This is a genomic window from Streptomyces sp. NPDC048590, from assembly GCF_043199535.1.
Classification (GTDB): Bacteria; Actinomycetota; Actinomycetes; order Streptomycetales; family Streptomycetaceae; genus Streptomyces.
In genome coordinates this window covers 353,318-378,587 of sequence record NZ_JBICWC010000005.1, presented here as the reverse complement: position 1 = coordinate 378,587, position 25,270 = coordinate 353,318, and the positions used below count along the sequence as shown (strand labels likewise).

General features: G+C 71.4%; 23 protein-coding genes. 9 read left to right on the top strand and 14 right to left on the bottom strand.

The annotated features are described in order from the left end of the window. Positions 1 to 122 precede the first annotated feature (122 nt). On the bottom strand, positions 123 to 1,238 hold the full coding sequence (locus ACGFNN_RS17595; protein WP_393556773.1) for a glycerate kinase: 1,116 nt from the start codon (positions 1,236 to 1,238) through the stop codon (positions 123 to 125). Between the two features lie 131 nt (positions 1,239 to 1,369). On the opposite strand from ACGFNN_RS17595, the gene ACGFNN_RS17590 reads away from it, so the two are divergent. Both ACGFNN_RS17590 and ACGFNN_RS17585 read left to right on the top strand, forming a co-directional pair. Continuing rightward, complete coding sequence (locus ACGFNN_RS17590; RefSeq protein WP_393556772.1) at positions 1,370 to 1,864, top strand: NUDIX domain-containing protein; 495 nt, start codon at positions 1,370 to 1,372, stop codon at positions 1,862 to 1,864. Between the two features lie 89 nt (positions 1,865 to 1,953). Then, entirely contained in the window at positions 1,954 to 2,688 is a 735-nt protein-coding gene (locus tag ACGFNN_RS17585) for an NAD-dependent deacetylase (RefSeq protein ID WP_393556770.1), read from the top strand. Between the two features lie 29 nt (positions 2,689 to 2,717). On the opposite strand, the gene ACGFNN_RS17580 is transcribed toward ACGFNN_RS17585, so the two are convergent. Continuing rightward, positions 2,718 to 3,191, bottom strand: a complete 474-nt coding sequence (locus ACGFNN_RS17580) for an NUDIX hydrolase (protein ID WP_393556768.1) — start codon at positions 3,189 to 3,191, stop codon at positions 2,718 to 2,720. A gap of 513 nt (positions 3,192 to 3,704) precedes the next feature. On the opposite strand from ACGFNN_RS17580, the gene ACGFNN_RS17575 reads away from it, so the two are divergent. Then, a complete protein-coding gene (locus ACGFNN_RS17575) occupies positions 3,705 to 4,289 on the top strand; it encodes a TMEM165/GDT1 family protein (RefSeq protein ID WP_362544703.1) in 585 nt (194 codons plus the stop codon). Positions 4,290 to 4,462: 173 nt separating this feature from the next. On the opposite strand, the gene ACGFNN_RS17570 is transcribed toward ACGFNN_RS17575, so the two are convergent. Together ACGFNN_RS17570 and ACGFNN_RS17565 are read right to left on the bottom strand one after the other, a co-directional pair. After that, positions 4,463 to 4,981, bottom strand: coding sequence for a methylated-DNA--[protein]-cysteine S-methyltransferase (locus ACGFNN_RS17570; protein ID WP_393556766.1), 519 nt, complete (start codon positions 4,979 to 4,981; stop codon positions 4,463 to 4,465). A gap of 10 nt (positions 4,982 to 4,991) precedes the next feature. Next, positions 4,992 to 6,464: an AlkA N-terminal domain-containing protein gene (locus tag ACGFNN_RS17565; RefSeq protein WP_393556764.1), complete on the bottom strand. Its 1,473-nt coding sequence runs from the start codon at positions 6,462 to 6,464 to the stop codon at positions 4,992 to 4,994. Positions 6,465 to 6,921: 457 nt separating this feature from the next. Between ACGFNN_RS17565 and ACGFNN_RS17560 the strand changes: the two genes are divergently transcribed. After that, complete coding sequence (locus ACGFNN_RS17560; RefSeq protein ID WP_393556762.1) at positions 6,922 to 8,157, top strand: right-handed parallel beta-helix repeat-containing protein; 1,236 nt, start codon at positions 6,922 to 6,924, stop codon at positions 8,155 to 8,157. A gap of 158 nt (positions 8,158 to 8,315) precedes the next feature. On the opposite strand, the gene ACGFNN_RS17555 is transcribed toward ACGFNN_RS17560, so the two are convergent. Next, on the bottom strand, positions 8,316 to 8,879 hold the full coding sequence (locus ACGFNN_RS17555) for a hypothetical protein (RefSeq protein WP_393556760.1): 564 nt from the start codon (positions 8,877 to 8,879) through the stop codon (positions 8,316 to 8,318). 315 nt (positions 8,880 to 9,194) lie between these two features. Here ACGFNN_RS17555 and ACGFNN_RS17550 point away from each other — a divergent pair, with 315 nt between their 5' ends. From ACGFNN_RS17550 to ACGFNN_RS17540, 3 genes are all read left to right on the top strand, one after another. Then, positions 9,195 to 10,517 carry an ammonium transporter gene (locus tag ACGFNN_RS17550; protein WP_393556758.1) on the top strand — a complete coding sequence of 441 codons (1,323 nt, stop codon included), beginning with the start codon at positions 9,195 to 9,197 and terminating at the stop codon, positions 10,515 to 10,517. Then, complete coding sequence (locus ACGFNN_RS17545; protein ID WP_362674466.1) at positions 10,514 to 10,852, top strand: P-II family nitrogen regulator; 339 nt, start codon at positions 10,514 to 10,516, stop codon at positions 10,850 to 10,852. Before ACGFNN_RS17550 ends, ACGFNN_RS17545 begins: the two co-directional genes overlap by 4 nt. A 197-nt stretch (positions 10,853 to 11,049) precedes the next feature. Beyond that, a complete protein-coding gene (locus ACGFNN_RS17540) occupies positions 11,050 to 11,364 on the top strand; it encodes a glycosyltransferase (RefSeq protein ID WP_393556756.1) in 315 nt (104 codons plus the stop codon). Between the two features lie 111 nt (positions 11,365 to 11,475). Here ACGFNN_RS17540 and ACGFNN_RS17535 read toward each other — a convergent pair whose 3' ends face one another. The 3 genes from ACGFNN_RS17535 to ACGFNN_RS17525 all read right to left on the bottom strand — a co-directional run bounded on the left by ACGFNN_RS17535 (position 11,476) and on the right by ACGFNN_RS17525 (position 15,660). Beyond that, positions 11,476 to 12,348, bottom strand: coding sequence for an NEW3 domain-containing protein (locus ACGFNN_RS17535; protein WP_393556754.1), 873 nt, complete (start codon positions 12,346 to 12,348; stop codon positions 11,476 to 11,478). A 213-nt stretch (positions 12,349 to 12,561) separates the two neighbouring features. Beyond that, positions 12,562 to 13,998, bottom strand: coding sequence for a Gfo/Idh/MocA family protein (locus ACGFNN_RS17530; protein ID WP_393556752.1), 1,437 nt, complete (start codon positions 13,996 to 13,998; stop codon positions 12,562 to 12,564). A 246-nt stretch (positions 13,999 to 14,244) separates the two neighbouring features. Further along, positions 14,245 to 15,660, bottom strand: a complete 1,416-nt coding sequence (locus tag ACGFNN_RS17525; RefSeq protein ID WP_393556750.1) for a phytoene desaturase family protein — start codon at positions 15,658 to 15,660, stop codon at positions 14,245 to 14,247. A 79-nt stretch (positions 15,661 to 15,739) separates the two neighbouring features. Here ACGFNN_RS17525 and ACGFNN_RS17520 point away from each other — a divergent pair, with 79 nt between their 5' ends. Next, positions 15,740 to 16,558: a nucleotidyltransferase domain-containing protein gene (locus ACGFNN_RS17520; protein ID WP_393556748.1), complete on the top strand. Its 819-nt coding sequence runs from the start codon at positions 15,740 to 15,742 to the stop codon at positions 16,556 to 16,558. On the opposite strand, the gene ACGFNN_RS17515 is transcribed toward ACGFNN_RS17520, so the two are convergent. From ACGFNN_RS17515 to ACGFNN_RS17500, 4 genes are all read right to left on the bottom strand, one after another. Beyond that, entirely contained in the window at positions 16,559 to 17,419 is an 861-nt protein-coding gene (locus ACGFNN_RS17515; protein ID WP_393556746.1) for an inositol monophosphatase family protein, read from the bottom strand. A gap of 157 nt (positions 17,420 to 17,576) precedes the next feature. Further along, on the bottom strand, positions 17,577 to 18,461 hold the full coding sequence (locus ACGFNN_RS17510) for a carbohydrate ABC transporter permease (RefSeq protein WP_393556744.1): 885 nt from the start codon (positions 18,459 to 18,461) through the stop codon (positions 17,577 to 17,579). Further along, positions 18,454 to 19,452, bottom strand: coding sequence for a sugar ABC transporter permease (locus ACGFNN_RS17505; RefSeq protein WP_362670845.1), 999 nt, complete (start codon positions 19,450 to 19,452; stop codon positions 18,454 to 18,456). Before ACGFNN_RS17505 ends, ACGFNN_RS17510 begins: the two co-directional genes overlap by 8 nt. Positions 19,453 to 19,463: 11 nt before the next feature. After that, positions 19,464 to 20,777, bottom strand: a complete 1,314-nt coding sequence (locus ACGFNN_RS17500) for an ABC transporter substrate-binding protein (protein ID WP_393556741.1) — start codon at positions 20,775 to 20,777, stop codon at positions 19,464 to 19,466. A 188-nt stretch (positions 20,778 to 20,965) separates the two neighbouring features. On the opposite strand from ACGFNN_RS17500, the gene ACGFNN_RS17495 reads away from it, so the two are divergent. Then, positions 20,966 to 22,255, top strand: a complete 1,290-nt coding sequence (locus ACGFNN_RS17495; RefSeq protein WP_393556739.1) for an ROK family protein — start codon at positions 20,966 to 20,968, stop codon at positions 22,253 to 22,255. Positions 22,256 to 22,371: 116 nt separating this feature from the next. On the opposite strand, the gene ACGFNN_RS17490 is transcribed toward ACGFNN_RS17495, so the two are convergent. Together ACGFNN_RS17490 and ACGFNN_RS17485 are read right to left on the bottom strand one after the other, a co-directional pair. Beyond that, positions 22,372 to 24,177: a gamma-glutamyltransferase family protein gene (locus ACGFNN_RS17490; RefSeq protein WP_393556737.1), complete on the bottom strand. Its 1,806-nt coding sequence runs from the start codon at positions 24,175 to 24,177 to the stop codon at positions 22,372 to 22,374. A gap of 93 nt (positions 24,178 to 24,270) precedes the next feature. Further along, positions 24,271 to 25,227, bottom strand: coding sequence for an ABC transporter ATP-binding protein (locus ACGFNN_RS17485; RefSeq protein WP_393557088.1), 957 nt, complete (start codon positions 25,225 to 25,227; stop codon positions 24,271 to 24,273). Positions 25,228 to 25,270 lie beyond the last annotated feature (43 nt).

Below are 25,270 nucleotides of genomic sequence, written 5' to 3'. Positions count from 1 at the left end.
GAGGGGCCGGAGACGTACGGGCGCCCGGGGCTACAAGCGCCGCGAGGGGCCGGAAACCTCCGGGCGCCCGGGGCTACAAGCGCCGCGAGGGGCCGGAACAGCGCCCCTCACGGCACGCTGCGTCAGGACAGGAAATCGCGGGCGATCGCCTCGGCCGTGCGTTCCAGCAGGGGCCCGGCCTGCGCCATGCAGACGGCGGGGTCGGACTCCAGGTCGGTCAGGGCGTAGGCCCGGCGGATACCCGCCTTGCTCAGGGCCTCGGCCGGCAGGGCGAGCCGCCCGCACACGGCGACGACCTCCACGCCCGCGGCGCGTGCCGCCGCGGCGACCCCCGCGGGGGCCTTGCCGTGCAGGGTCTGCTCGTCGAGCGAGCCCTCCCCGGTGATGACGAGGGTGGCCCGGGCGAGCGCCGGGGCGAAGCCCAGTACGTCGAGCATGACTTCGATGCCGGGGCGGAACCGCGCGCCCAGGGCGACCAGGGCGCCGTAGCCGATGCCGCCCGCGGCACCCGCTCCGGGCAGTCCGGCGGTCTCGGGGCCGAGCACGGACGCGTAGTGGACGAGCGCCGCGTCCAGGACGGCGATGTCGTCCTCGGTGGCGCCCTTCTGCCGCCCGTACACCTCGGGCGCGCCCTTCGGGCCGGTCAGCGGGTTGTCCACGTCGCTGGCCAGGATCAGGTCGATGTCCTTGAGCCGGGGGTCGAGGCCCGAGAGATCGGCCTCGGCGAGCCCGGCGAGTGCCGCGCCGCCGGGACCGACGGGCTTGCCATCACCGTCGAGGAAAGTGGCACCCAGAGCGGCGAGCATGCCCGCGCCGCCGTCCGTCGTGGCGCTGCCGCCCACACCGAACACGATCGTCCTGGCACCGGCGTCGAGCGCCGCGGCCAGGAGCTCCCCGGAGCCGTAGGTGGTCGCCGTCAGCGGGGCGAACTCCCCCTCGGGCAGATGCTGGAGGCCCGAGGCCTCGGCCATCTCCACCACGGCCGTGGTGTCACGCACCGCGTACGCCGCCGTGACCGGTGTCCCGAGAGGCCCCGTAACCCGCGCCTCGCGGCGCTCGAACCCTGCGGCCACCGCCGCCGCGACCGTACCGTCGCCGCCGTCCGCGACGGGCAGGGTCTCGACCCGCAGCCCGGGGACGACCTGCCGGAGCCCGGCAGTCACCCGCTCAGCGACCTGTACGGCCGTCAGTGAGCCCTTGAACTTGTCCGCCGCCACGAGCACGTGGGGGGTCTCCATCACTGCTCCGTCCGTCACCTTGTATCCCTTTGCTTTCGAACAGGCAGTCGCGCCGCCCCGACCCTATCCGGAGCACCCCTGATCTGCCCATGGCTGTCCGAAACCAGCTGCGCCGCGCCTACGCTGCCTCCGTGACCACCTCTGACTACGCCACGTACATCGCAGGGCTCCCCCGTGTGCTCGTGGGGGCGGCGACCCTCTTCAGGGACGACCGGGGACGGGTTCTGCTCGTCGAACCGAACTACCGGGAGGGCTGGGCGCTGCCCGGCGGAACGGTCGAGTCGGACGACGGGGAGAGCCCTCGGCAGGGCGCCCGCAGGGAGACCCTGGAAGAGATCGGGCTCGACCTCCCGCCGGGCCGGCTGCTCGTGGTCGACTGGGTCCGGGGCACCGGACGTCCGCCGATCGTCGCGTATCTGTACGACGGCGGGGTGCTGGCCCCGGAGACGTTCGACGCGATCCGGCTCCAGGAGGAGGAACTCCTCTCCTGGCGGCTGGTGGAGCGCCAGGATCTGCCCGCTCATCTGCTGGGCAGCCTCGGGTTCCGTGTCGCGGCGGCGCTCGAGGCGCTGGACTCCGGGACCGGCCCTGCCGAGCTGGAGGACGGGCGGCTGGTCACCGGGTGAGGTTCCCGGGCGCGACGCCGGAGTCCTCGCCGCCCGCGCCTACGAAAATGCCCTCGCGGCGGCCCGGGGGCCGTCCGTAGGCTCGGGCCATGACTCTCGTCGCGATCCTCAGCGGCGCCGGGATCTCCACGGACTCCGGCATCCCCGACTACCGTGGCCCACAGGGCCTCTGGCGCAAGGATCCGGAGGCGGAGAAGCTCGTCACCTACGACTTCTACATGGCCGATCCGGAGATCCGGCGGCGTTCCTGGCAGATGCGCCGTACCAGCGCGGCCTGGAACGCCGAGCCGAACGAGGCGCACCGTGCCGTCGCCGCTCTCGAGCGATCCGGTACTCCGGTCCGGGTGATCACGCAGAACGTCGACGGGCTGCACCAGTCGGCCGGTCTGCCGGCCCGGAAGGTCCTGGAACTCCACGGCACCGCCCGGAAGGTGGTCTGCACCAGGTGCCACGCACGGTCGTCGATGGCCGACGCCCTGGCGCGGGTCGAGGCCGGTGATCCGGACCCGCCGTGCACCGTCTGCGGCGGGATCCTGAAGTCGGCGACCGTGATGTTCGGCGAGCGGCTCGACCCGGAGGTGCTCGCCCAGGCGATGGCGATCGCCAAGGCGAGCCAGGTCTTCATCGCGGTGGGCACGACGCTCCAGGTGCAGCCCGCGGCCTCGCTGGCGGGGATCGCGGTGGAGCACGGGGCCCGTCTGATCGTGGTGAACGCCGAGCCGACGCCGTACGACGAGTCGGCGCAGGAGGTCGTCCGCGAGCCCATCGGGACGGCGCTTCCCGCGCTGCTGGAGCGGCTGGCGGCGGAGCCGGGCGACGGGTAGGGACGCCGCGGGCCTGCCGCGGAGGCGCCTCAGTGCTGGATCAGGCCGCCGGTCGGGACGGGATCGACGTGACCGGTCGGCGGCCGTGTCCGCGCCAGGGCGAGGCCGATGTCCACGAGGGACGAACGGCGGAGGGCCGCGACGTCGTCCATCGGCGTCCAGACCGCGGCGTCGGTCTCGCCGTTCGGTTCCGGCCGGAGCTTCCCGCCGGTGATCCGGGCCGTGTAGAAGATGCCGACGTTCTGGTGCTCGGGGCCGCCGGGGACGGTGCGCTCGGCCGAGGGGACGATCCGGGAGTCCACCCCGAGGAGTTCCTCGACCACCGCGTCGTAGCCGGTCTCCTCGGTGATCTCCCTGGTCACCGCATCGAAGGGGTCCTCGGCGTGCTCCACCTTCCCGCCGGGCAGCGACCACAGCGGCTCCCCCGCGGCGGGTACGGCCCGGACCAGCAGGACCCGCCCGTCCCGGACGCACACGGCGTAGGCCGCCAGCCGGAAACTCATCCCGTACCTCCCCTGTCGCCCGCCGGATCGCGTGGCGCTCAGCCCTCCAGGCCTGCCCTGACACGGCGGGAAGGGCTGAAAGCGTACAGGTCCAGGATCTCCGGCGGGTCCGAGACACCGAGCCGCCCTCCGCCGCCCAGGCGCTGACCGTGGGGTGGGAGGGTTCCGTCCCGAACGCCTCAGTGGATCGGCGGCTCATGAAGGTGCGCTCGCCCCGGGCGGCGTGGCTGATCTTCCGGACATCACCGGGACGGGCCGTCGAAGATCCCGTGAGGTAGTGTTGAGGGCTGCGAAGGGGAGTAGCCCCGCAAACCGGTCGTCGACATACTGGAGCTTTCGGGCTCCCGGTGGCCGGGCCCGAGGACCATCACGGGCGGGCGAGACCTTCGGTCAGGTATGACACGCCCGCACCCGCGGGCGCTGCGGTCATGCCGGGCCGAGTGGTCCTCCGAATCAGCCTGTACGGCTCTTCGCGGAACGCCTGGGCCCGGCCCTTACAGAAAGCCACCCGGAATGCATCTCGACCCCCTGGCGATTCTCACCGCCTTCGGGCTGATCTTCCTCGCGGAGCTCCCCGACAAGACGATGTTCGCCTCGCTGGCCATGGGCACGCGTATGCGGCCCCTCTACGTCTGGTTCGGCACGTCCTCCGCGTTCATCGTGCACGTCGCCATCGCGGTCGGGGCGGGCGGGCTGATCGGCCTGCTGCCCGACTGGATCGTCAAGCTGGTCTCGGCCGCCCTCTTCGCCTTCGGCGCGTTCATGCTGCTGCGCAGCGGCGGCGGGGACGACGACGAGGACCAGGAGGTCAAGACGGTCACCGGCTTCTGGCCGGTCTACTCGACCGCCTTCATGGCGGTCTTCATCAGCGAGTGGGGCGACCTCACCCAGATCACCACCGCGAACCTCGCTGCGAGCAACGGCGCCTGGTCGACGGCGATCGGTTCCGCCGCCGCCCTGATGTCGGTGTCCGCGCTGGCGCTCCTGGCCGGACGTTTCATCGCCAAGCGTGTGCCGCTCAAGACGGTGCAGCGCATCGGCGGTCTCTGCATGCTGGCCCTGGCGATCTGGTCCGTCATCGAGATCTTCACGGGCTGAGCCGGGCGCCGGGGAAGGCCGGGCGGCCCGGGGCGGCCGCCCGGGCCGCCCGGCAGGTCTGCCCGGGGCGGAACCGCCGGAGGCTGGACGGCCCACCCCGCCCGGGGGTGTTCGCCGGTTCGGCTCTCCGATCCGGCGAGGCCGCTGAGCGAGGGCCGCTCGGCCAGACCCGCTCAGAACAGAGCCGGCGTCTCGTGTTCCGCCCCCCGCTCGAAGTCCAGCAGCCGCTGCTTGCGGTCGAGCCCGCCGCCGTACCCCGTCAGGCTCCCCGAGGCTCCGACGACCCGGTGGCAGGGGACGATGATCCCCACCGGGTTCCGGCCGTTGGCGAGGCCCACCGCTCGGGAGGCTCCCGGCTTCCCCATACGGTCCGCCAGTTCGCCGTACGAGCGGGTCTCCCCGTACGGAATCCGTACGAGCTCCGCCCAGACGGCGCGCTGGAAGTCGGTGCCCTCCAACCGCAGCGGCAGGTCGAACTCCGTCAGTTCCCCCGCGAAGTACGCGTCGAGCTGGCGGGCGGTCTCGACGAAGGGCCGCGGGTCAGGGACGCCGAACGTCTCCTCGGGCGGGCGGTGCCGCTGTCCGGTCATGTAGAGGCCGGACAGCACACCGTCGGTCGCGACGAGGGTGAGTTCCCCGTACGGGCTGTCGACGGCGGTGTGCTGCCTGGCCGTCGTGAAGGTACTGGTCATGGGGCGTTCCTCAGGCGGGCAGGTGGTTGATGGGGTGGTCGTCGACGGTCCAGAGATACTGCACGGCGTACGCCCTCCACGGGCGCCAGCGGGTGGCGCGTGCGGTGAACGCCGCAGGGGTCGCCGGGAGGCCGAGCCGTTCGGCGGCTCTGCGGATGCCCAGGTCGGTGGGGAGGAAGGCATCCGGGTCGCCGAGGGCGCGCATGGCGATGACCTCGACCGTCCAGGGCCCGAAGCCGGGCAGCGCGGTGAGCCGAGCGCGGGCCTCGTCCCAGTCGGCGCCCTCCTCCAGACGCAGTGAGCCGTCCGCGAGGGCGGTCACGAGGGTGGTGAGCGTGACGCGTCGGCTGCGCGGCAGGGCGAGGGCCTCCGGGTCGAGGTCCGCCAGTGCGCCGGGCTGCGGAAAGAGATGGGTCAGTCCGCCCTCGGGGTCCTCCACCGGAACCCCGTGGGCCCGCACCAGCCGCGCCGCGTGGGTCCGGGCGGCCGCCGTGGAGACCTGCTGTCCCAGTACGGCGCGCACGGCGAACTCGGCCGCGTCGACGGTGCGCGGCACACGCCGGCCGGGTGCGGCGTCGACCAGCGGTGCGAGCTGGGGGTCGGAGCGGAGGACCTCGTCCACGGCGACGGGGTCGGCGTCCAGGTCGAGGAGTCTGCGGCAGCGGCTGATCGCCTGGGTGAGGTCGCGGGGGTCGGTGAGGGAGAGCCGGCAGTCGATGTGGCCGGCCCGTGGGGACAGCGCCACGATGCCGTGGCCGTGCGGGAGGGTGAGGGTCCGGCGGTAGGCGCCTTCACGCCATTCCTCGACGCCGGGAACCGCGGTCGCGGCGAGGTGTCCGAAGAGGTTGCCGGGGGTGAGCGGCGCCCGGTACGGCAGCCGCAGCGAGATGACCCCGGGAGTGGCGGGGGCCCGGCCTCCCCGCGCGGCACGTGTGCGCAGCTCGCCGGGGGCGAGGGCGAAGACTTCCCGCACGGTGTCGTTGAAGGTACGGACGGATGAGAATCCGGCCGCGAAGGCGACCTCCGCCATGGGCAGTCCGGTCGTCTCGATGAGCACACGGGCGGTCTGGGCCCGCTGGGACCTGGCCAGTGCCAGTGGTCCGGCGCCGAGCTCGGCGAGCAGCTGGCGCTCGACCTGCCGGGCGGAGTAGCCGAGTCGGGCGGCCAGTCCCGTCACACCTTCCCGGTCGACCACACCGTCCTGGATGAGGCGCATGGCCCGGGCGACGGAGTCGGCCCGCGCGTTCCACTCCGGGGAACCGGGGCTGGTGTCGGGGCGGCACCGCTTGCACGCCCTGAAGCCGGCCTGCTGGCAGGCGGCGGCACTGGGGTAGAAGGTCATGTTGGCGGCCTTCGGCGCCACCACGGGGCAGCTGGGCCTGCAGTAGATCCCGGTGGTCAGGACCGCCGTGAAGAACCAGCCGTCGAAGCGGGCGTCCTTCGACCGGACGGCCCGGACGCAGCGGGCGGTGTCGGTGTGCATGCTCCAAGCATCCGCCACGGGGAGTCCCCGGAGCTGGCGGAAATCCGACATCCACCTTTCGGGCAGCGGTTCCGGAACGGATGCTCCCGAGCCCCCCTGCCGTGTTCGGCCGACCCCGGAAAGATAAGTGCCCCCACCCTTACATCGTTCAGATTGATGAACTGCAATCACGTACACATGTATTGACGCGACCACGACACAGGTTTACGGTCCAAGAAAGCGCTTGCCCCCCACGTGATCCGCTACCACCCGCACCTCTTGTTCACACACCAGAACAAAAGTCGGGTCATGGAACGCGGTGACTCGCCCCCCACGACGGGACACCCCCGTCCCGCTCGGCCCGCCGGTCAGGTCTCCTTCCCCCCACCCGACCGCCCCGGCGACGCCGAGAGATTCCCCCGGATCCGCCGCTCCGGCCCCCCACTGGTCACACGAACCACCACCCTGGAGACGAACGATGCAGAAGAAGAAGCCCGTCATCGCCTGTGTCGGCCTGCTGGCCGGTTCACTCGTCGCGCTGTCCGGCACCACCATGGCGCAGGCCACCAACGCGCCCGGGGCGTCGGCCACGGGCACCCGGGCGGTCAGCGCCACCGCCGCGATCGCCGCGGACGCCCTCTACGTGGCTCCGGACGGCAGCGCCGACGCGGCAGGGACGGAGTCCGACCCCACGACCCTCGCCTCGGCGATCGGCAAGGTCACCTCCGGCGGGACGATCTACCTGCGAGGTGGCACGTACACCTACTCCGAGACCGTCACCATCCCTCCGGGCAACGACGGTTCGGCGAGCGCCCGTACGACGCTGGCCGCATACCCGGGTGAGACCCCGGTCCTCGACTTCTCGGCCATGAGCGAGGACCCGGCCAACCGGGGACTCGCCGTGAACGGCGCGTACTGGCACGTCGACGGCATCGTCGTGGAGCACGCCGGGGACAACGGGATCTTCGTCGGCGGCAGCAACAACGTTATCGAACATGTCGTGACGCGCTTCAACCACGACTCCGGCCTCCAGATCTCACGGATCGCCTCCGACACCCCCGACGACGAGTGGCCGGCGAACAACCTGATCCTCAGCTCCGAGTCGCACGACAACGCCGACTCGGACGGCGAGGACGCCGACGGCTTCGCCTCGAAGCTCACCTCGGGCCCGGGGAACGTCTTCCGGTACACGGTGTCCCACAACAACATCGACGACGGCTGGGACCTCTACACCAAGTCGGAGACCGGCCCCATCGGCCCGGTGACCATCGAGGACTCCCTCTCGTACAGCAACGGCACCCTCTCCGACGGGACCGTGAACGCGGACGGCGACCGCAACGGCTTCAAGCTCGGCGGCGACGACATCGAGGTGGACCACATCGTCCGGCGCAACATCGCGTACGACAACGGCCATCACGGGTTCACCTACAACAGCAACCCCGGCTCGATGACGGTCTCGGACAACGTGGGCATCGACAACGCCGAGCGCAACTTCTCGTTCGACAAGGGCACCTCGGTGTTCCGGAACAACGTCTCCTGCCGCAAGGACGACGGTTCGAACGACAAGACCGTAGGTGACGCCGACGGTTCGAACCAGTTCTGGACCGGTTCGAACGGCTCGGACTGCTCCGCCTACTCCGGCGCGATGGACTGGTCCTTCGCCGAGGACGGCCACCTCGTGGTGACCTTCGGCGGCAAGGAAGTGACCCCGTAGTAGTGCCGCTCCCCCACCGCCCGGCGGCATGCGCCACCACGCGCCGCTGACGGGACATCGCATGACGTGGTACGCAGTCGGCTGAGCCGGCGGGCCCCCTACGGCCCGCCGGCTCAGCCGTCGGAGCGCCGGCCGGGGCGGCGTGCGGGGCCCTCGTTTCACGGCATCCGGTAGTGCCTGCGCAGGTCCCGGGTCACCGTGCTCCAGAAGTGCGGACCGTCCACATCGTCGGGCAGGGCCTCGACGAAGGAATCGACCTCCCCGAGAGCGACCCTCAGAGCCGTCTCACGCGGGCCGGAGTCCAGACCGTCCAGGACCTCCAGCTCCGCGACGATGGCGGCGAGGAGGGAGACCGCGGCCCCCGCGTGCCCTTCGGAGACGAAGTCACAGGAGGACGCCATGCCCGAAGCGCTGTCCCAGCCGCCTGGGTTGTACACGGCGATCTCACCGGTGGGCATCTCCATCATCTGCTGGTCGAGCCCGTAGGAAGCGATGCAGACGCACTCGTCCGGGATCTCTTCGTCCTCGTCGTAGCAGCCGGTGAAGATCTCGGCCGGCTCGGCCACCCAGCCGACGCCCTTGCTGCTGAACCGGGCCTGCGGGATGTCGATGGAGGGAAACAGCTCCCCGCCCTCACCGGTGCAGGCCTCCACCCAGCTCTCGGACGGCGTGCGCAGCCGGGAGACGACGGCAGAGGGATCGCTCAGGATCGAGAGGGGCACAAGGACTCCACTTCAGCTTCGAGGGAGGGTGACTCCGTACGGCCGGAGATCGTACCCGTGGGTCAACTGCGCGCTCCCGCAGGCCTGTAGCCCTTACCACCCGGGCCGACGTCCCCCTGCGGCCGCAGGCGCCGGTACGGGCCGGGCCACCCCGCTCCCCGCGTCCACCGGACGCCCCGGTTTCCACCTCGTGTGAGGTTTCGGTCACCTTCACGCAATGAAACACGCCGGAAACATCGCGGCGTCCTCCGCGAAACGCACGCCCGCAACCCTCGTCGGGCCGGACCCCACGCCGCCCCGAGGAGGAACTCTCCCTTGACCCCCGCGACCCTGGCCTCGACCGGCCTCGACACGGGCGACACCGCCTGGCTCCTGGCCGCGACCGCCCTCGTGCTGCTGATGACTCCGGGACTGGCGCTGTTCTACGGCGGAATGGTCCGCACCAAGAGCGTGCTCAACATGCTGATGATGAGCTTCGTCTCGATCGCCCTGGTCACCGTGGTCTGGCTGGTCGCGGGCTACTCGCTCGCCTTCGGCGAGGACACCTTCGCCGGACTGGTCGGGGGCCTGGAGCACGTGGGCATGGTGGGGATCGGCCCCGCCGATCTCACCGGAAGCGTCCCGACCCTGCTGTTCAGCACCTTCCAGCTGACCTTCGCGATCCTCACGGCCGCACTGGTCAGCGGGGCGATCGCGGACCGTATGAAGTTCGCGGCCTGGCTCGCCTTCGTACCGGTGTGGACCCTGCTCGTATACGTTCCGGTCGCCCACTGGGTGTGGGGGCCCGGCGGATGGATCGTGGACTCGCTCGGCGCGCTGGACTTCGCCGGCGGTCTGGTCGTGGAGATCACCTGCGGCGCGTCCGGGCTGGCACTGGCTCTGGTCGTCGGGCCGCGCATCGGCTTCAAGAAGGACGCCATGCGTCCGCACAACCTGCCGATGGTGGTGCTCGGCGCGGGCCTGCTCTGGTTCGGCTGGCTGGGATTCAACGGTGGTTCGGCGCTCGGGGCCAACGGTCTGGCCGCCGCCTCGGTGCTCAACACCCTGGTCGCCGGGTGCACCGGCCTGCTCGGCTGGCTCTTCGTCGAACAGAAGCGGGACGGCCACCCGACCACCTTCGGCGCGGCCTCCGGAGCGGTCGCGGGGCTGGTGGCGATCACCCCGGCCTGCGGGACCGTCGGCGTTGCGGGTGCCGCGGCCGTCGGACTCGTCGCCGGAGTGGTCTGCTCGTACGCGGTGGCCTGGAAGTTCCGGTTCGACTACGACGACTCGCTCGACGTCGTCGGCGTGCACTTCGTCGGAGGGGTCGTCGGCACCCTGCTGGTCGGGCTGTTCGCGACGACGGCCATGACCGGCGACGCGGAGGGGCTCCTGTACGGCGGCGGGGCCGGCCAGCTCGCACGGCAGGCCGTGGCGGTGGTCACGGTGGCCGCGTACACCTTCCTCATGACCTACGCGATCGGGAAGGGGCTCGACCGGCTCATGGGCCTGCGGGCGTCCGAGGACGAGGAACTCACGGGCCTGGACCAGACGGTCCACGCCGAGAGCGCCTACGATCACGGCGGCCTGGGTCATGCCGCCTCGCAGACGCCCGGCCGCCCCGAACGCCGCACCCAGGACAGGAGTTCCACCCGATGAAGCTGATCACCGCAGTCGTGAAGCCGCACCGTCTCGACGAGGTGAAGACGGCCCTCCAGGAACTCGGGGTGAACGGACTGACGGTCACCGAGGCCAGCGGTTACGGACGTCAGCACGGGCACACCGAGGTCTACCGGGGTGCCGAGTACCGGGTGGACCTGGTGCCGAAGGTCCGGATAGAGGTCCTCGTCGAGGACGCGGACGCGGAGCCGGTGCTCGACGCGGTGGTCCGGGCCGCCCGAACCGGCAAGATCGGCGACGGCAAGGTGTGGGCGCTGCCGGTGGAGACCGTCGTCCGGGTACGCACGGGCGAGCGAGGACCCGAGGCACTCTGACGGTGCGTCATTTCCCCGCGCGCGTGCACCGGTCGTGAGGGGCGTTCGGGCCGGGTCGAGGGAACCGGCGGGCGCTCTCCGGTGTCCTCCGGGGCGGTTTCGGAACATCTTCACCGGCCGCAGTGGGGTGAGACCGCCGTGAGGCCTGCCATTCTGTGCTCCGACAGATCATCGATCACCGAAAGGCTCCACCACTCATGCGTATGACACGTCCCGCCACCGCCGTCCTGGTCGCCGCACTCGGCTTCGCCGGTGCGCTGGTCACCGCCCCCGGCGCCGGGGCCGCTGCCCAGGCCGGCTGCCAGTACAAGGTCGTGTGGCCGACCGCCGGGGTGTACGAGAACCCGAACCCGGCCAGCGTGGTCGTGAAGACCAAGCAGGCCGGTGACATAGTCGGCGCCTCGACCTGCGAGGGCGCGGGTTACAACGAGTACGGCTACGTACTGGTCACCACGGACGCCGCGGCGGACGGCCGGGGCTGGATGCGGGAGGACGCGGTGGTCCCGGTCTGACGGGTTCTCGGCCGCGCGGGACCGGCGAAGGGCCGGCGGGAGCCTCACACGCTCCCGCCGGCCCTTCGGCACCGGGGGCGCCCCCGGACCGGCGCCGATGTCCGCCAGGGATCAGGACGCTGTGGCCATGGCGAAGATGTGGATGTTGGAGTTGGCCGGCAGGACGACGAAGTCGGGTGTCCTGGACGGGTCGAGCGGAACGGAGTGGGCGAAGATCCGGTACTGCACCGTGGCGTTGCCGTAGCCGTCCGGGCGGTTGCGGCCGTCCGTCGACTTCACCAGGGTCGCCCCGTGGGCGTCGGCGGGGTCGAAGGACCAGTTGGGGAAGCCGAACGCTGCGGTGCGGGACGTACCGTCGGTGTAGTGGACGGTGGCGTTCCCGGTGGCGTTGCTGGTGACGCCCGAGCCGAGGAGGACGAGGCTGTCGCCCTTCCCGGGCACCTTCACCGCCTGCCCCGCCGCGGCCACATTGTCCTCGGTGCCGGCGGGGACGTCGGGCCAGGTGAGCTCGGCGCCCAGGGCCTCGACCTTCGCGCCGGGTGTCAGGCCGACCGTCGCGAGCTTCTGCGCGGAGAAGCTGTTGCCCTCACCGTCGAAGTCGCCGGGCCCGGTCGCGGACTCGTCGGTGACCGCGACGTTGTTGTACGCCGCCGCCAGGTTCTCCTCGGGGGACCCGGTGGTCTCGGTACGGGTGCCGGTGGCCGTGCCCAGACCGTCCCCGCCCCGGTACGTCGCGGTCGCGGTGAACGTCCGCATGAAGAAGCCCTGTCGCTTCTCCGGTACCTGGATGCGGAACGCCGCCCCGGCCTCGTCCCCCGTCGCGAGGGAACCGCCCAGCTCCTGCACGGCCGGCTGCACGGCCCAGCCCTTCGGCCCCGCGAAGGCGATCTTGAGCGAACGAAGGTGCTGTGGGGCGGTGTTGGTGACGGTGACCTCCACCGTCGAGACGGCCGGTCCGTCGAGGTCGACGGAGGAGACCCGCACCTCGGTGGCTGCCTCCGCCCGCCGGTGCCTCGGAGGCGGCCGACGCCTGGGAGGGCAGGACCGCCGCCGCCCCGGTCATCGCGACCACCGCCATGAACGTTCTGAAACGTCCGGTCCGCCGAACTGATCTCATCGCGTACTCCCTTTCGTGTGCCGCCGTGTCCGTACGTCCGCACCCACGTCCGACCCGTGTGCGCGTGTGCGTGGCCCTGGTCAGGAGACCGGAGGCATGTCCGTACTGCGGGAGTCCAGTCCGGAACGCAGGTTCACCCATCCGCCCCGCGTGAAGTCGGGGACAGCCACCGGACGCCCCTTGTTTGCCAGGGACATGACACTCAGGGGTACGGGGGCGCACCAGGACGCCGAGTCGTACACATCGATGTCGGGGACCAGCCCGGCCCGCATGAGCTGGACGGTGCGCCACTGCAGCACGTAGTCCATGCCGCCGTGGCCGCCGTTCTCGGCCTCGTCGCCGAGCTTCTTCCACAGCCAGTGGTCGAACTCCTTGCGGTAGGAGTCGAAGTCCCGCCAGGAGTGGCCGCTGTGGTCGGGCTCGACGTAGACACGCCCGCCGGTCGCCGAGGTCCCGGCGTAGTCCTCGAAGATGCCACGGCTGCCGGCCAGTGAGTTGATGCGGCTGTAGGGTCGCGGTGAACTCACGTCGTGCTCGGCCCTGATCGTCCTGCCCTGGGCGGTCTCGATCGAGCAGGTGACCAGGTCACCATTGATGTAGGTCTCACGCCAGGAGGGGTGCGACCTCGGCACGAAACGCTCGCGGTAGTCCGCGAGCCCCTTGGGCGCGGTCGCGGTGGCCTTGAGCGTGGTCATCCGGTCACCGCGGTTGATGTCCATGGCGGCGGCGATCGGCGCCAGCCCGTGCATGGCGTAGAACGACGCGGTGCTGCGGGTGTGCCAGCGCCTGCGCCAGGCGTCGGTGTAGTACGTGTCGGAGAAGAGCAGCTCGCGCAGATCGTGCAGGTAGCCGCCGTGGCCGTTGGTGACGTCACCGAACAGGCCCTCGTGCGCCATCTTCAGCATGGCCAGCTCGTTCCGGCCGTAACTGCAGTTCTCCGACAGCATCAGGTTCCTGCGGGTGCGTTCCGAGGTGTCCACGAGGTCCCACAACTCGTCCAGCTCGGTCGCGACGGGCAGTTCGACGACGGCGTGCTTCCCGGCGAGGAGCGCCGCCTTGCCCTGCTCGTAGTGGAACTCCCAGGGTGTCGCTATGTAGACGAGGTCGATGTCGTCGCGCTTGAGCATCGCGGCGTAGGAGTCCTCGGATCCGCCGTACTCCGCGGGGCGGGGCTTCCCTTCGGCCTCCAGGGCGTCGGCGGTGCGCCCGGCACGGTCGGCGCGGATGTCGCAGACGGCCGTCACGGTGCAGCCGGGGATGACGGACCATCCGGTGGCCATGCCCGATCCGCGGTTGCCCAGCCCGATGACACCGACGCGCACCGTTTCGTACGGCTCGAACGGCACGTTGATCATCGACTTCTGACCCGGCCGGCGCCGGGGCGTGGCGGTGTCGTCGGCGTGCGCGGCGTGTGTGGCCGCGGCCGCTCCGGTGGCGGGGCCGAGACCGGCGGCCGCCCCGGCGGCCAGTGTCCCTCCGAGGAGCAGGCGGCGTGAGACTGCGGGGACTTCGGGCATGGCGAGACACTCCTCGATGCGTGACCGGCAGCGTTGGCGGTCACGACTCTGGCCGTGAGACCAGTTACGTGTCAATGGATACTCGAAAGAAGCGTGTTACGAACAAAAGCAAGCATCAGATTGCATGAGTACGCGCAATCGCAGGGGTGTTGCCCATACCTCGGGTCCCCGGAGGGCGCAGCCCCCCGGGGTTGACGCTCACGAACCCTGGCGTGCACGCCAGGAGTTCACGATGCCCACCGGCGGTCACGCCGACCGCAGGCGCCGCCACACCGCCTTCGCCGCGTGGTGGCCGGACATACCGTGGACGCCGGGTCCGGGCGGGGTCGCCGAGGAGCAGAGGAAGACGGCCGGATGGGCGGTGGCGTACGGCACGCGGGCGAGCTTGGGCCGGAGCACGGTCTGCAGTCCGGCGAACGCGCCGGTGGAGATGTCGCCGCCGACGTAGTTGGCGTTGCGGACCGCGAGTTGTGGTGGTCCCGCCACCGCGCGAGCCAGGACGAGGTCCCTGAACCCTGGTGCGAAGCGCTCAAGTTGACGCTCGATCACCTCGGTTGCGTCCCCCTCCCAGCCCGCAGGGACATGCCCGTAGGCCCAGAACACGTGACGGCCGTCGGGCGCGCGGGTCGGATCGACGAGGCTGGGCTGTGCGGTGATGAGGAACGGGACCTGCGGGTCCCTGCCCGATACCGCGGCGCGCAGCGAGGCGTCGATCTCACCGGCCGTGGGACCCACGTGGACCGTTCCCGCCCTCCGCGCCTCCTCCGCGGTCCAGGGGACGGGGCCCGACAGCGCGTAGTCGATCTTGAAGCAGGACGCGCCGTAGCGGTAGCCGTCGTAAGCGCCACCGAGTCCGGCGATTCGGGCCACCGCGGTCGGCGAGGTGTCGAACACGTACGCGCGGGCGGGCGGGAGCTCGTCGAGGCGCTTGACCTCGATTCCGGTGCGGATCAGACCGCCCTGTTCGCGCACGTACGAGGCGAGGGCGTCCGAGATGGCCTGTGAGCCGCCGTACGGAACCGGCCATCCTTCCTCGTGTGCCGCGAGGGCGAAGATCAGGGCGATGCCGGCGGTCGCGAAACCGGTGCCCGGCGCGATGGCGTGGCCGGCGAGTCCGGCGATCAGAGCGCGGGCCTTCTCGCCCCGGAAGCGCCTGGCGAGCAGGGCCGCCGGCTGGATCGCGTCGAGGCCGAAGCGCGCCCAGCGGTACGGGTCCCGGGGCAGGCCGTCCCAGGGGGTGCGCAGGAAGTCCGCGGCGAGCGAGTCCCAGTGGCCGGTGTAGGGGGCGAGCATCCTGCGGTAGGCGCCCGCGTCCGCCGGGCCGAGCGACATGGCGCTCTCCCCGACGGACCGGGTCAGCACGGCGGCGGTGCCGTCCGGGAAGGGGTGGGCGAGCGACAGCGGCGCCTGCAGCCAGCGGAGGCCGTGCCGGGCGAGCGGCATGTCCTTGAAGGCCGGGGAGCCGATGCCCAGGGGGTGGACCGCGGAGCACGGGTCGTGGCGGAAGCCGGGGAGGGTCAGCTCCTCGGTGCGGGCCCCGCCCCCGACGGTGTCGCGTGCCTCGAACACCTCCACGGCGAGACCTCGGCGGGCCAGTTCGGCGGCGGCCGTCAGCCCGTTGGGGCCCGCCCCCACGACAACGGCATCCAGCATCGGTGGCACCTTCGGACTCCTCTGTCGGCCGGGGACACCAGGATATTCGGGCGCGTGGGCGGCCGCGGGCCGGGTAGTGTCCCGCTCGATGACCGACGCGCACACGACACCGACCGGCATCGCCGCGATGGCCGCAGGGATCGCCGGGATCCCCGGCGTCGAGGCGGTCGTCCTGGGCGGGAGCCGGGCCCGCGGCACCCACAGGCCCGATTCCGACTGGGACCTGGGCCTCTACTACCGGGGAGCCCTGGATCTGCCGGCCCTCACCGCTCTCGCGTCCGAGGCGCAGGGGTCACCGGTAGAGGTCGCGGGACCCGGCGGCTGGGGCCCCTGGGTGAACGGCGGAGCCTGGCTGGAAGTGGACGGTGTCGCGGTCGACTGGATCCTGCGCGACCTCGACCGGGTGGAGTCGGTGTGGTCGGACTGCCGCGCGGGCCGCTTCGAGGTGGGGATCCAGCCGGGTCACCCGCTGGGTTTCTGGTCGCCCTGCTACGCGGGCGAGGTAGCCCTCTGCCGGGTGCTCGCGGATCCGCGCTCCACCCTGACCTCACTCCGGGAGGCGGCGAGCACCTATCCCGAGCCGCTGCGCCGCGCGCTGACGGCTGCGGTGTGGGAGGCGGACTTCTCGGTGGCCTCCGCCCGGAAGTCGGCCCCGTCCGGCGACACGATGCACGTCGCCCTGTGCCTGTCGAGGGCCTTCGGAGTCCTGGCCCAGGTTCTGCATGCCCACCACCGCAGGTGGTGCCTCAACGAGAAGGGCGCCCTCGCCGCCGCTGCCGCCCTGCCGGACGCGCCGCCCGGTTTCGCGGACCGGGTGTCCGCGGCGTTGCGGGGCCTGGACCCGGCCGCGGTGGAGACGGCGGCCGGTGTGGTCCGCGACGTACGGGCGGTCCTGGAGACCGGCTGATCAGCCGGCTTCGGCGCCGGTGCCCTGCGGGCCGGCGCGCAGCGCTTCGAGGATCCGCCGGGCCGTCGCCTCGTCCCTGGCGGCGGTGAAGGGGAGGTCGTTCCCGCCGGTGATGCGGTAGGGGGCGCCGGAGAGGGTGGCCTCGGTGCCTCCCGCCTCGGTCACGAGGAGCAGGCCCGCCGCGTGGTCCCAGGCGAACTCCCAGTTGAAGGCCACGGCGTCCTGCGCACCGCAGGCGACGGCGAGGTACTCCAGACCCGCCGAACCGCACGAGCGGGCGTCGATGCCTTCGGTGCGCAGGCCGAGCAGTGCCCGCTTCTGGGCGTCGGAGGTGTAGTCGGGGTGGGACATGGCCACCTTGAGCACGGCGCCGGGTGCCGGTGAACCACTGTGCAGGGCGGTGCCGTTGAGCGTGGCGCCCTTGCCCCTGACCGCGACCGCCATCTCGTCGAGGACGGGGGCGTACGTCCACGAGGCGTACACCCGGCCGTGCCGGGCGAGGGCCACGAGCGTGCAGAAGCCCGGTTCACCGTGCACGAACTGACGGGTGCCGTCGACCGGGTCCACGATCCATACGGGGGCGTCGCCACCGAGCGCGTCGTACACCGTCGGGTCGGCGTGGACGGCCTCCTCGCCGACGACCACCGAGCCGGGCAGCAGGCGGGTCAGGGAGGCGGTCAGATGCGCCTCGGCCAGCCGGTCCGCCGCCGTGACCAGGTCGTGCGGACCGCTCTTCTCGACGATCTCGTGCGCGGCGAGCTGCCGGTAGCGCGGCAGGATCTCGGCCGCGACGGCTTCCCGGACCACCGCCTCCACCTCGGCGGTCGCCCCGGCCGCCCCGTACAGAAAGTCATCGATCATGACTCCAGCTAAGCACGGTCCGCGCCGGGCAACCCGGGCAGGTCGCCACCGGCCGCTCCCCGGTGGCGGTCGGTGGCGGTGGCGCGCGCCGGTCAGGTCCTGGCGGGCCGGCCCGTGGTCCGCGATGCCGCGGCCTCGGCGCCGGCTCCACCGTGGGTCACTTGACCGCCCCGGCCGTCAGTCCGGCCACCAGGTAGCGCTGGAGCAGCAGGAACCCGGCCACCACGGGGATGCTCACGACCAGCGAGGCGGCCATGATCTGGTTCCAGTAGACGTCGTTCTGGGTGGAGTAGCCCTGGAGGCCGACGGCGAGGGTCCGGGTCGTCTCGTTGGTCATGACCGAGGCGAACAGCACCTCGCCCCAGGCGGTCATGAACGCGTAGACGGCCACCGCGACGATGCCGGGCACCGCGGCGGGCACCACCACCCGGAACAGGGCCTTGACCGGCCCGCATCCGTCCACCATGGCCGCCTCGTCCAGTTCCCTCGGGACGGACTCGAAGTAGCCGATGAGCATCCAGATCGAGAACGGCAGCGAGAAGGTGAGGTAGGTGAGGATCAGACCGCCGCGCGAACCGAAGAGGGCGATACCGGTGGCCTCTCCGATGTTCACGTAGATCAGGAAGAGCGGCAGCAGGAACAGGATGCCGGGGAACATCTGGGTGGACAGCACCGTCACGGTGAAGACGCGCTTGCCTCGGAAGGTGTAGCGGCTCACGGCGTACGCCGCGAAGACCGCGATGACGACCGAGAGGACGGTCGCCGCACCGGCCACGATCAGCGAGTTCACGAAGTACCGGCCCAGCGGCACGGTCTCCCAGATGTCGAAGTAGGGGCGGATCGTCAGGCCGCTGGGGATCCACTGGAACTTGCCCGAGACGTCCTCGAGTGGCTTCAGCGAGCTGGAGATCATGACGTACACCGGCAGCAGGACGAACACCGCCAGCGCGGTCAGGAAGGCCCGCCGCGCCCAGATGAAGGAACGCGGGGACGCCATCGGAGAGCGTGGGGCCCGGCCGCGGGGTGCGGTGGTGCTAGACATCTGAGGCCTTCCTCCCCCGAGAGGTGAGCAGCAGGTAGACCGCCGTCACCAGGAGCAGGAACAGCAGCAGGAGGACCGACATGGCCGCTCCGGTGCCGAAGTTCCAGGTGGCGAAGGAGGATTGGTAGATGTGCACGGACACGAGGTCCGCGGACTCCGGAGCCGACTTGCCGAACAGCACGAACGGGGTGTTGAAGTCGTTGAACGTCCACAGGAAGAGGACGAGGACCAGCACCTGGTTGACCGGCCTGAGGGACGGCAGGGTGATGCGGCGGATCTGCTGCCACATGCCTGCGCCGTCCAGGGCGGCCGCCTCGTAGAGCTCCTTGGGGATGTTCTGCAGTCCGGCGGTCACGATCAGGAAGGCGAAGGGCCAGCCCTTCCACACGGAGACGATCAGCAGGGTGTAGAAGGCGTTGTCGCCGATCAGCCAGAAGGGCAGGCCGTCGGTGAGGCCGAGCTGGTCGTGCAGTACGTGGTTGACCAGGCCGTTGTCCCTCTGGAACATGAACGCCCAGGTGATGACCGCCGCGTACACGGGCAGCGCGTACGGCACGAGGAACAGGGCCCGCAGCACGCCGCGGCCGGCGAAGGTCTCCTGCATGAAGATGCTCGCCGCGACTCCGAGCAGCCAGCACAGGCCCACCGCCAGCACGGTGAAGAGGCAGGTGACCCAGAAGGAGCGCAGCAACGCCTGCCCCACGGGTGCGTCGAAGTCGACGGCTATGGAGAAGTTCTCCAGGCCGCGCCAGGGAGCCGCGGTCCAGTCGCGGAGGTAGAACTGGGTGAGCTCCTTGAAGGCCATGACGAAGCCGAAGCCGATCGGCACGAGATGGACGAGGAGTTCCAGCAGGACCGCGGGGAGCAGCAGCAGGTAGGGGAGACCGATGCGGCGGATGCGCCCGGGGCGGCGCCGCTTGGACGGCGCCTCCCCGGGGGTGTCCTGATGCACCGTCGGCCGCCCTGCTTCGGGGTTCGCGATGGTGGTCATGGACACATCGCTCACTGACTGGCCATCTGCTGCTCGGCCTTGGTGAGTTCGGCCTTCACGTCGGCGGTGGAGATCGCCGCGCCTCCTGCCGCCTTGGCGAAGAGCGCCTTGACCGCGTTGCCCACGTTGGTCTCGAACTGCGACTCGTCGGGCACCTGGGGCAGGGCGGCAGCGCTGGTGGCCAGGGTCTCGCGCAGCACCTTCAGCTCCGGCCGGTCGAACGCGGGGTCGTCCTGCGCCGCCTTGACCGGCGGGACGGATCCGTATGTCTGGCAGAGGATCTTCTGCTCCGCGTCGCTCGTCATGAACTTCACGAACTTGGTGGCACCGTCGATGTTCTTGCTGTTCTTGAAGACGGCGATGTTGATCCCGGCCACCATCGAGTTGACCTGCTCACCCTGACCCGGGGTCCCGGACTGGACGGGTACCGGGGCGACGCCCCACTCCTCGTCGTCCATCCCCTGGGACTTGAAGGTGGTGGCGGCGGCCTGCCAGAGCACCATCGCGGTCTTGTCCTTGGAGAAGTCGCTGAGCGACTGGTTCTGCGCGTACTCCGCGTTGCCGGGAGCGACGATCTTCTCCTTGGCCATCATGTCGACGTACTGCTTGACCGCGGCCACGGTGCCGTCGCTCGTGAACGTCGGCTTCCCGGAGGCGTCGAAGAAGTCCGCGCCGTGCTGCTTGGCCAGTACGAAGACCTGGTGGATGTTGTTGGAGAGGTTCGAACCTTCGGCGCCCAGCCCCCACTTGCCGTTCTGCGAGAGCTTCTTGCCGGCTTCGGTCAGCTCGGCCCAGGTGGCCGGCGGCTTGTCGATGCCGGCGTCCTTGAACATGACCTTGTTGTAGTAGAGCGCGTAGGCCATGGAGTACAGCGGGAGCGCCGCCGGGTCCTTGCCCTCGGCGCCGGTCGAGCCGAGGGCCGACTCGACGAAGCGGTCCCGGCCACCGACCTTCTCGAAGTTCTTGTCGTCCCACGGCAGCAGTGCGCCGGTGGCCTGGAGCGAGGACGACCAGGTGTTGCCGATGTTCAGGACGTCGGGGCCCTGGCCGGAGGTGGTGGCGGTCAGGATACGGGTGAGCAGGTCCGACCAGGGGACCACTTCCAGCTTGACCTTGATGCCGGTCTGCTTCTCGAACTTCTTGAGCTCGGGAGTGAGGATCTTCTTGTCGGCCTCGATGCTGGGGCCCTGGTTGGACGCCCAGTAGGTGAGGGTCTTGGGCGACTCGGACCCGCCGTCCGTGGACGTACCGCCACCACAGGCGGTCGCGGCTGCGAGCAGGGTGATGACGGCCGCGCCGCCGGCGACTGTCCGGATTCTTCGCATGGCTCCAGGTGTCCCTTTCCTGAGGAGCGTTCAAGCCGGAATTGCTGAGCCCACTGCCGGACGTGCGGCGTGCGGATCCTGCGGCCCCACGGCTTAATTTATGATGTGAGTTAAGCCTCACGGAAAGGTCGCGTCAAGCCTCCGAGCCGGGGTAGCGTGCCGCACAGGCGAGTCAGGGAGGAGCCCAGATGCCCCAGCGGAGCAGGCGTACGGTGCATGACCTGCGCAGGGACAGCCGATCAGCCGTATTGCAACGGTTGTATTTCGAAGGCCGGATGAGCCGCCAGGAGCTGGGCCCCGTCACCGGACTCAGTTCGGGTTCGATCAGCAACGTCGTCGCCGAGCTGGTCGCCGAGGGGCTCGTCGAGGAGGCCGGCAGCGTGGAGTCGCACGGCGGCCGTCCGCGCACCCTGCTGCAGGTCCGTCCCGGGCGTGGCCACCTGATCGGGATCGACGTCGGGGAGACCCGGGTGCGCATAGAGGCCTTCGACTTCACCCTCCGCGAACTCGCGCGCGCGGAGAGGCCGTTGGTCGCCAACCAGTACGACGCGGATGTGATCGTCGATCACATCCGCAGCGGCGTCGAGGAGGTGCTGGCGGGCACCGGGCTTCCTCCCGACCACCTGCTCGGCGTCGGGATAGGCGTGCCCGGAGTCATCGAGCGCGACCCCCGTCGGGGGGCCGTCGTGCACGGCCAGACCATCGGCTGGGACGCGGTGCCGCTGGAAGCCCTGCTGCGCGGCTCGGGCGGAGTGCCCGACTCCACGCCCTGGTTCATCGACAACGGGGCGAAGACCCTCGGCCAGGCGGAGATGTGGTTCGGTGCGGGGCGTGGGGCGCGCAGCGCCGTGGCCATCCTCTTCGGTTCGGGCGTCGGCGCCTGCCTCTTCGCGGAGGACTCCCCCCAGGGCCAGGCGCTCGAATGGGGCCATCTGACGGTTCAGGTCGGTGGCCGGAGGTGCCGGTGCGGGTCACCCGGATGCCTGGAGGCGTATGCCGGGGCGGAGGCCGTGCTCCAGCGGTGGCAGGAGGCGGGCGGGTGCCCGCCCGAGGGCGTCGACGAGGAGACCCGGCTCACCGCGCTGCTGACGTCCGCCGACCCCCCGGACGGGAGGGAACCCGACCCGACCGCCCTCAGGGTCGTCAAGGAGACCGCCGAGTACCTCGGCGCGGGCCTGGCCGGTCTCATCAACCTGCTGCAGCCGGAGCGCATCCTCGTCGGGGGCTGGGCCGGGCTGCAGTTCGGGCCCCGCTTCCTCGACGACGTCCGGCGGCACGCCGTCGCCTACTCCTTGTCCCACCCGGCGGCCGGGGTCACCGTGGAACTCGGCAGGCTGGGCCCCGAGGCCGTCACCGTGGGCGCGGCGACCCTCCCCCTGGCCGACTTCCTTGGCCGGGGCGGCAGGGTCACCGCCCCGGTCCAGGAGGCCACTCCCCCGGCCTGGCGGACCGCACTCGAGGACCGCGTGCTCGGCTGACCCGCCCCGAGGGTGTCCCGCCAGGCCGGCGGGCACCCCCGGTCCACCTCACCGCGGGCGCGGAACGGGCCGGGCCCGGCCCGTCGCTGTCGGCGCGCCGGGCCCGGCCCTCGTGGTCAGCGGCCGACGGCGTATCCCTGCATCCCGCGCGGATTGGCCGCGGCGGAGAGCACACCCGTCTCCGGGTCCCTGGCCACCGCACACATCCGGCCCTCGGACCAGGGCTCACCGACCGTCACGTCGTGCCCACGACGGCGCAGTTCCTCGATCACCTCGGGGTCCATGCGCTCCTCGACCGTGACACTGCCCGGCCGCATCCCACGCGGGAAGAACGAGCCCGGGAAGGAGTCGTTGTGCCAGTTCGGGGCGTCGATCGCGCCCTGGAGGTCGAGACCGCCGCGGACCTTGCCGCGGAGCGCCACGGCCAGGAAGAAGTGCAGCTGCCACTGGTCCTGCTGGTCGCCACCGGGGGTACCGAAGGCCATGACCGGCACCCCGTCGCGCAGGGCGAGGGAGGGGGTGAGCGTGGTGCGGGGGCGGCGGCCCGGGGTCAGGGTGTTGGGGAGGCCCTCGTCGAGCCAGGCCATCTGGAGCCGGGTGCCCAGCGGGAAGCCCAGCTCGGGGACGACCGGGTTGGACTGGAGCCAGCCGCCGCTGGGCGTGGCGGCGACCATGTTGCCCCAGCGGTCGACGATGTCCAGGTGGCAGGTGTCGCCGCGGGTGCCGCCGTCCTTGGCCACGGTCGGCTCGCCCGCACCCGCAGACGGGATGCCCATGGCGTCGAAGCCGGACTCGCCGGAGGCGACGGCGTGCGCGTGCGCGCTGAGGACCGGCGTGCGGCCGTCGGGGCTGCCGGGGCGCAGCTCCAGTGAGGCGGTGTCCTCGATCAGGGCGCGCCGCTCGTCGTTGTACGCGGCGGAGAGCAGGGTGTCGACGGGCACCTCGTCGGCGTCGCCGTACCAGGCCTCGCGGTCAGCCATCGCGAGCTTGCAGCCCTCGATGAGCAGGTGGACGTACTCGGCCGAGCCGTACTCCGGGAGCTCCGCGGGCAGGACGGCGAGCTGCTGGAGGAAGGCGGGGCCCTGGCTCCAGCCTCCTGCCTTGGCGAGGGTCCAGCCGTTCCACTCGTAGGTGGCGGGCGCCTCGTACGACGCGGAGAAGTCCGCCAGGTCAGCGGCGGTCAGGGTTCCGGTGTGGTGGCTGCCGCTGGTGTCCTTCGTCGGCACGGCGGCCTGGCGCACCAGCGCCTCGGCGATGAATCCGGTACGCCAGACGTCGCGGGCGGCGTCGATCTGCGCGACTCGGTCCTCGCCGCCCTTCTCCTCCGCCTCGGCGATGACGCGGCGCCAGGTCGCCGCGAGCGCGGGGTTGCGGAACAGGGTGCCGGGCTCGGGCGACCTGCCGCCGGGGAGGTAGACCTCGGCGGAGGACGGCCACTCGGTCTCGAAGAGTTCCCGGACGGTCTCCACGGTCTGGCCGACGCGCTCGACCGGGGCGTGGCCGTCCTCGGCGTACCCGATGGCGTAGCGCAGGACCTGGGCGAGGGACTTGGTCCCGTGGTCGCGCAGCAGCAGCATCCAGGCGTCGAAGGCGCCGGGGACGGCCGCGGCGAGCGGGCCGGTGCCGGGGACCAGGTCAAGGCCGAGGGAGCGGTAGTGCGCGGCGGTCGCACCCGCCGGGGCCGGGCCCTGGCCGCACAGCACCCGCACGTCGCCGCCGTTCGGCGCGAGGATCATGGGTACCTCGCCGGCCGGACCGTTGAGGTGCGGTTCGACGACGTGCAGGACGAACCCGGCGGCGACGGCCGCGTCGTAGGCGTTGCCGCCGTCCTCCAGGACGGCCATCGCGGACTGCGAGGCGAGCCAGTGGGTGGAGGACACCATTCCGAAGGTGCCCTGGAGGGTGGGGCGGGTGGTGAACACGAGGTTCGGCTCCTTGCTGCGGAGTGCTGGTTCAGTGGTCGGGTGCCGCGTTCGCGGATGGTACGTACGGGCGGCCGGGCCCGTGGAGGCGGGTCAGGCCGCCGCGTCCGGGGCGCTGCCGTCGTCGGACACGAGGTGGCAGGAGACCTCCCGCCCTCCGGGGATCTCCCGCAGTGCGGGCACCTCGGTGCGGCACCGGTCGACGGCGAGCGGGCAGCGGGTGTGGAAGCGGCAGCCGGGCGGGGGGTCGAGCGGGCTGGGGAGCTCGCCCTGGAGCACGATGCGCTCGCGGGAGCGCTGGGCGACCGGGTCGGGGACCGGTGCCGCCGAGAGTAGCGCCTGGGTGTAGGGGTGCTTGGGCGAGGCGAACAGCTCGGCGGTCGGCGCCTGTTCGACGATCTGCCCGAGGTACATCACGGCGATCCGGTCGGCGAGGAACTCGACGGCGGCCAGGTCGTGGGTGATGAACAGGCAGCCGAAGCCCCGGTCCCGCTGGAGGTCGGCCAGCAGGTTCAGGACGGACGCCTGCACCGAGACGTCAAGTGCCGAGGTGGGTTCGTCGGCCACGACGAGGTCGGGGTCGCAGGACAGGGCGCGGGCGATCGAGATGCGCTGGCGCTGCCCGCCGGACAGCTCGTGCGGGTGCCGGTCCGCGTGCTCGGGACGCAGCCCGACCAGGCCGAGCAGCTGCTCGACGCGTTCCCGTACGGCCGCTCCGCGAGCTCGCCCGTGCAGCCGGATGGGTTCGGCGATGATCTGGCCGACGGTCATCCGGGGGTCGAGCGAGGACGAGGGGTCCTGGAAGACGAGGTGGAAGTCCTTGCGCAGCGGGCGCAGCGCGCGGCGCGACAGGTGGCTGACGTCGGTGCCGTTGATGTGGACGGTGCCGCCGGTGGGTTCGTCGAGCCGCACCGCGCACCTGCCGACGGTGGACTTGCCGCTCCCCGACTCTCCGACGAGGCCGACGACCTCACCGCGGCCGATGGTGATCGAGACACCGTCGACGGCCCGGACCGTGCCTCCGCCGGAGGCGCCGAAGTGCCTCTCCATGGCGTTGATCTCCAGCACCGGGGGGTGCGCGCTGTCGCCTTCG

Coding starts and splice junctions, on each gene's coding strand:
- ACGFNN_RS17595 (WP_393556773.1), bottom strand. CDS start 1,238: ATGGAGACCCCCCACGTGCTCGTGGCGGCGGACAAGTTCAAGGGCTCA.
- ACGFNN_RS17585 (WP_393556770.1), top strand. CDS start 1,954: ATGACTCTCGTCGCGATCCTCAGCGGCGCCGGGATCTCCACGGACTCC.
- ACGFNN_RS17580 (WP_393556768.1), bottom strand. CDS start 3,191: ATGAGTTTCCGGCTGGCGGCCTACGCCGTGTGCGTCCGGGACGGGCGG.
- ACGFNN_RS17575 (WP_362544703.1), top strand. CDS start 3,705: ATGCATCTCGACCCCCTGGCGATTCTCACCGCCTTCGGGCTGATCTTC.
- ACGFNN_RS17570 (WP_393556766.1), bottom strand. CDS start 4,981: ATGACCAGTACCTTCACGACGGCCAGGCAGCACACCGCCGTCGACAGC.
- ACGFNN_RS17565 (WP_393556764.1), bottom strand. CDS start 6,464: ATGCACACCGACACCGCCCGCTGCGTCCGGGCCGTCCGGTCGAAGGAC.
- ACGFNN_RS17560 (WP_393556762.1), top strand. CDS start 6,922: ATGCAGAAGAAGAAGCCCGTCATCGCCTGTGTCGGCCTGCTGGCCGGT.
- ACGFNN_RS17545 (WP_362674466.1), top strand. CDS start 10,514: ATGAAGCTGATCACCGCAGTCGTGAAGCCGCACCGTCTCGACGAGGTG.
- ACGFNN_RS17540 (WP_393556756.1), top strand. CDS start 11,050: ATGCGTATGACACGTCCCGCCACCGCCGTCCTGGTCGCCGCACTCGGC.
- ACGFNN_RS17530 (WP_393556752.1), bottom strand. CDS start 13,998: ATGCCCGAAGTCCCCGCAGTCTCACGCCGCCTGCTCCTCGGAGGGACA.
- ACGFNN_RS17520 (WP_393556748.1), top strand. CDS start 15,740: ATGACCGACGCGCACACGACACCGACCGGCATCGCCGCGATGGCCGCA.
- ACGFNN_RS17515 (WP_393556746.1), bottom strand. CDS start 17,419: ATGATCGATGACTTTCTGTACGGGGCGGCCGGGGCGACCGCCGAGGTG.
- ACGFNN_RS17510 (WP_393556744.1), bottom strand. CDS start 18,461: ATGTCTAGCACCACCGCACCCCGCGGCCGGGCCCCACGCTCTCCGATG.
- ACGFNN_RS17505 (WP_362670845.1), bottom strand. CDS start 19,452: ATGACCACCATCGCGAACCCCGAAGCAGGGCGGCCGACGGTGCATCAG.
- ACGFNN_RS17500 (WP_393556741.1), bottom strand. CDS start 20,777: ATGCGAAGAATCCGGACAGTCGCCGGCGGCGCGGCCGTCATCACCCTG.
- ACGFNN_RS17495 (WP_393556739.1), top strand. CDS start 20,966: ATGCCCCAGCGGAGCAGGCGTACGGTGCATGACCTGCGCAGGGACAGC.
- ACGFNN_RS17485 (WP_393557088.1), bottom strand. CDS start 25,227: ATGGAGAGGCACTTCGGCGCCTCCGGCGGAGGCACGGTCCGGGCCGTC.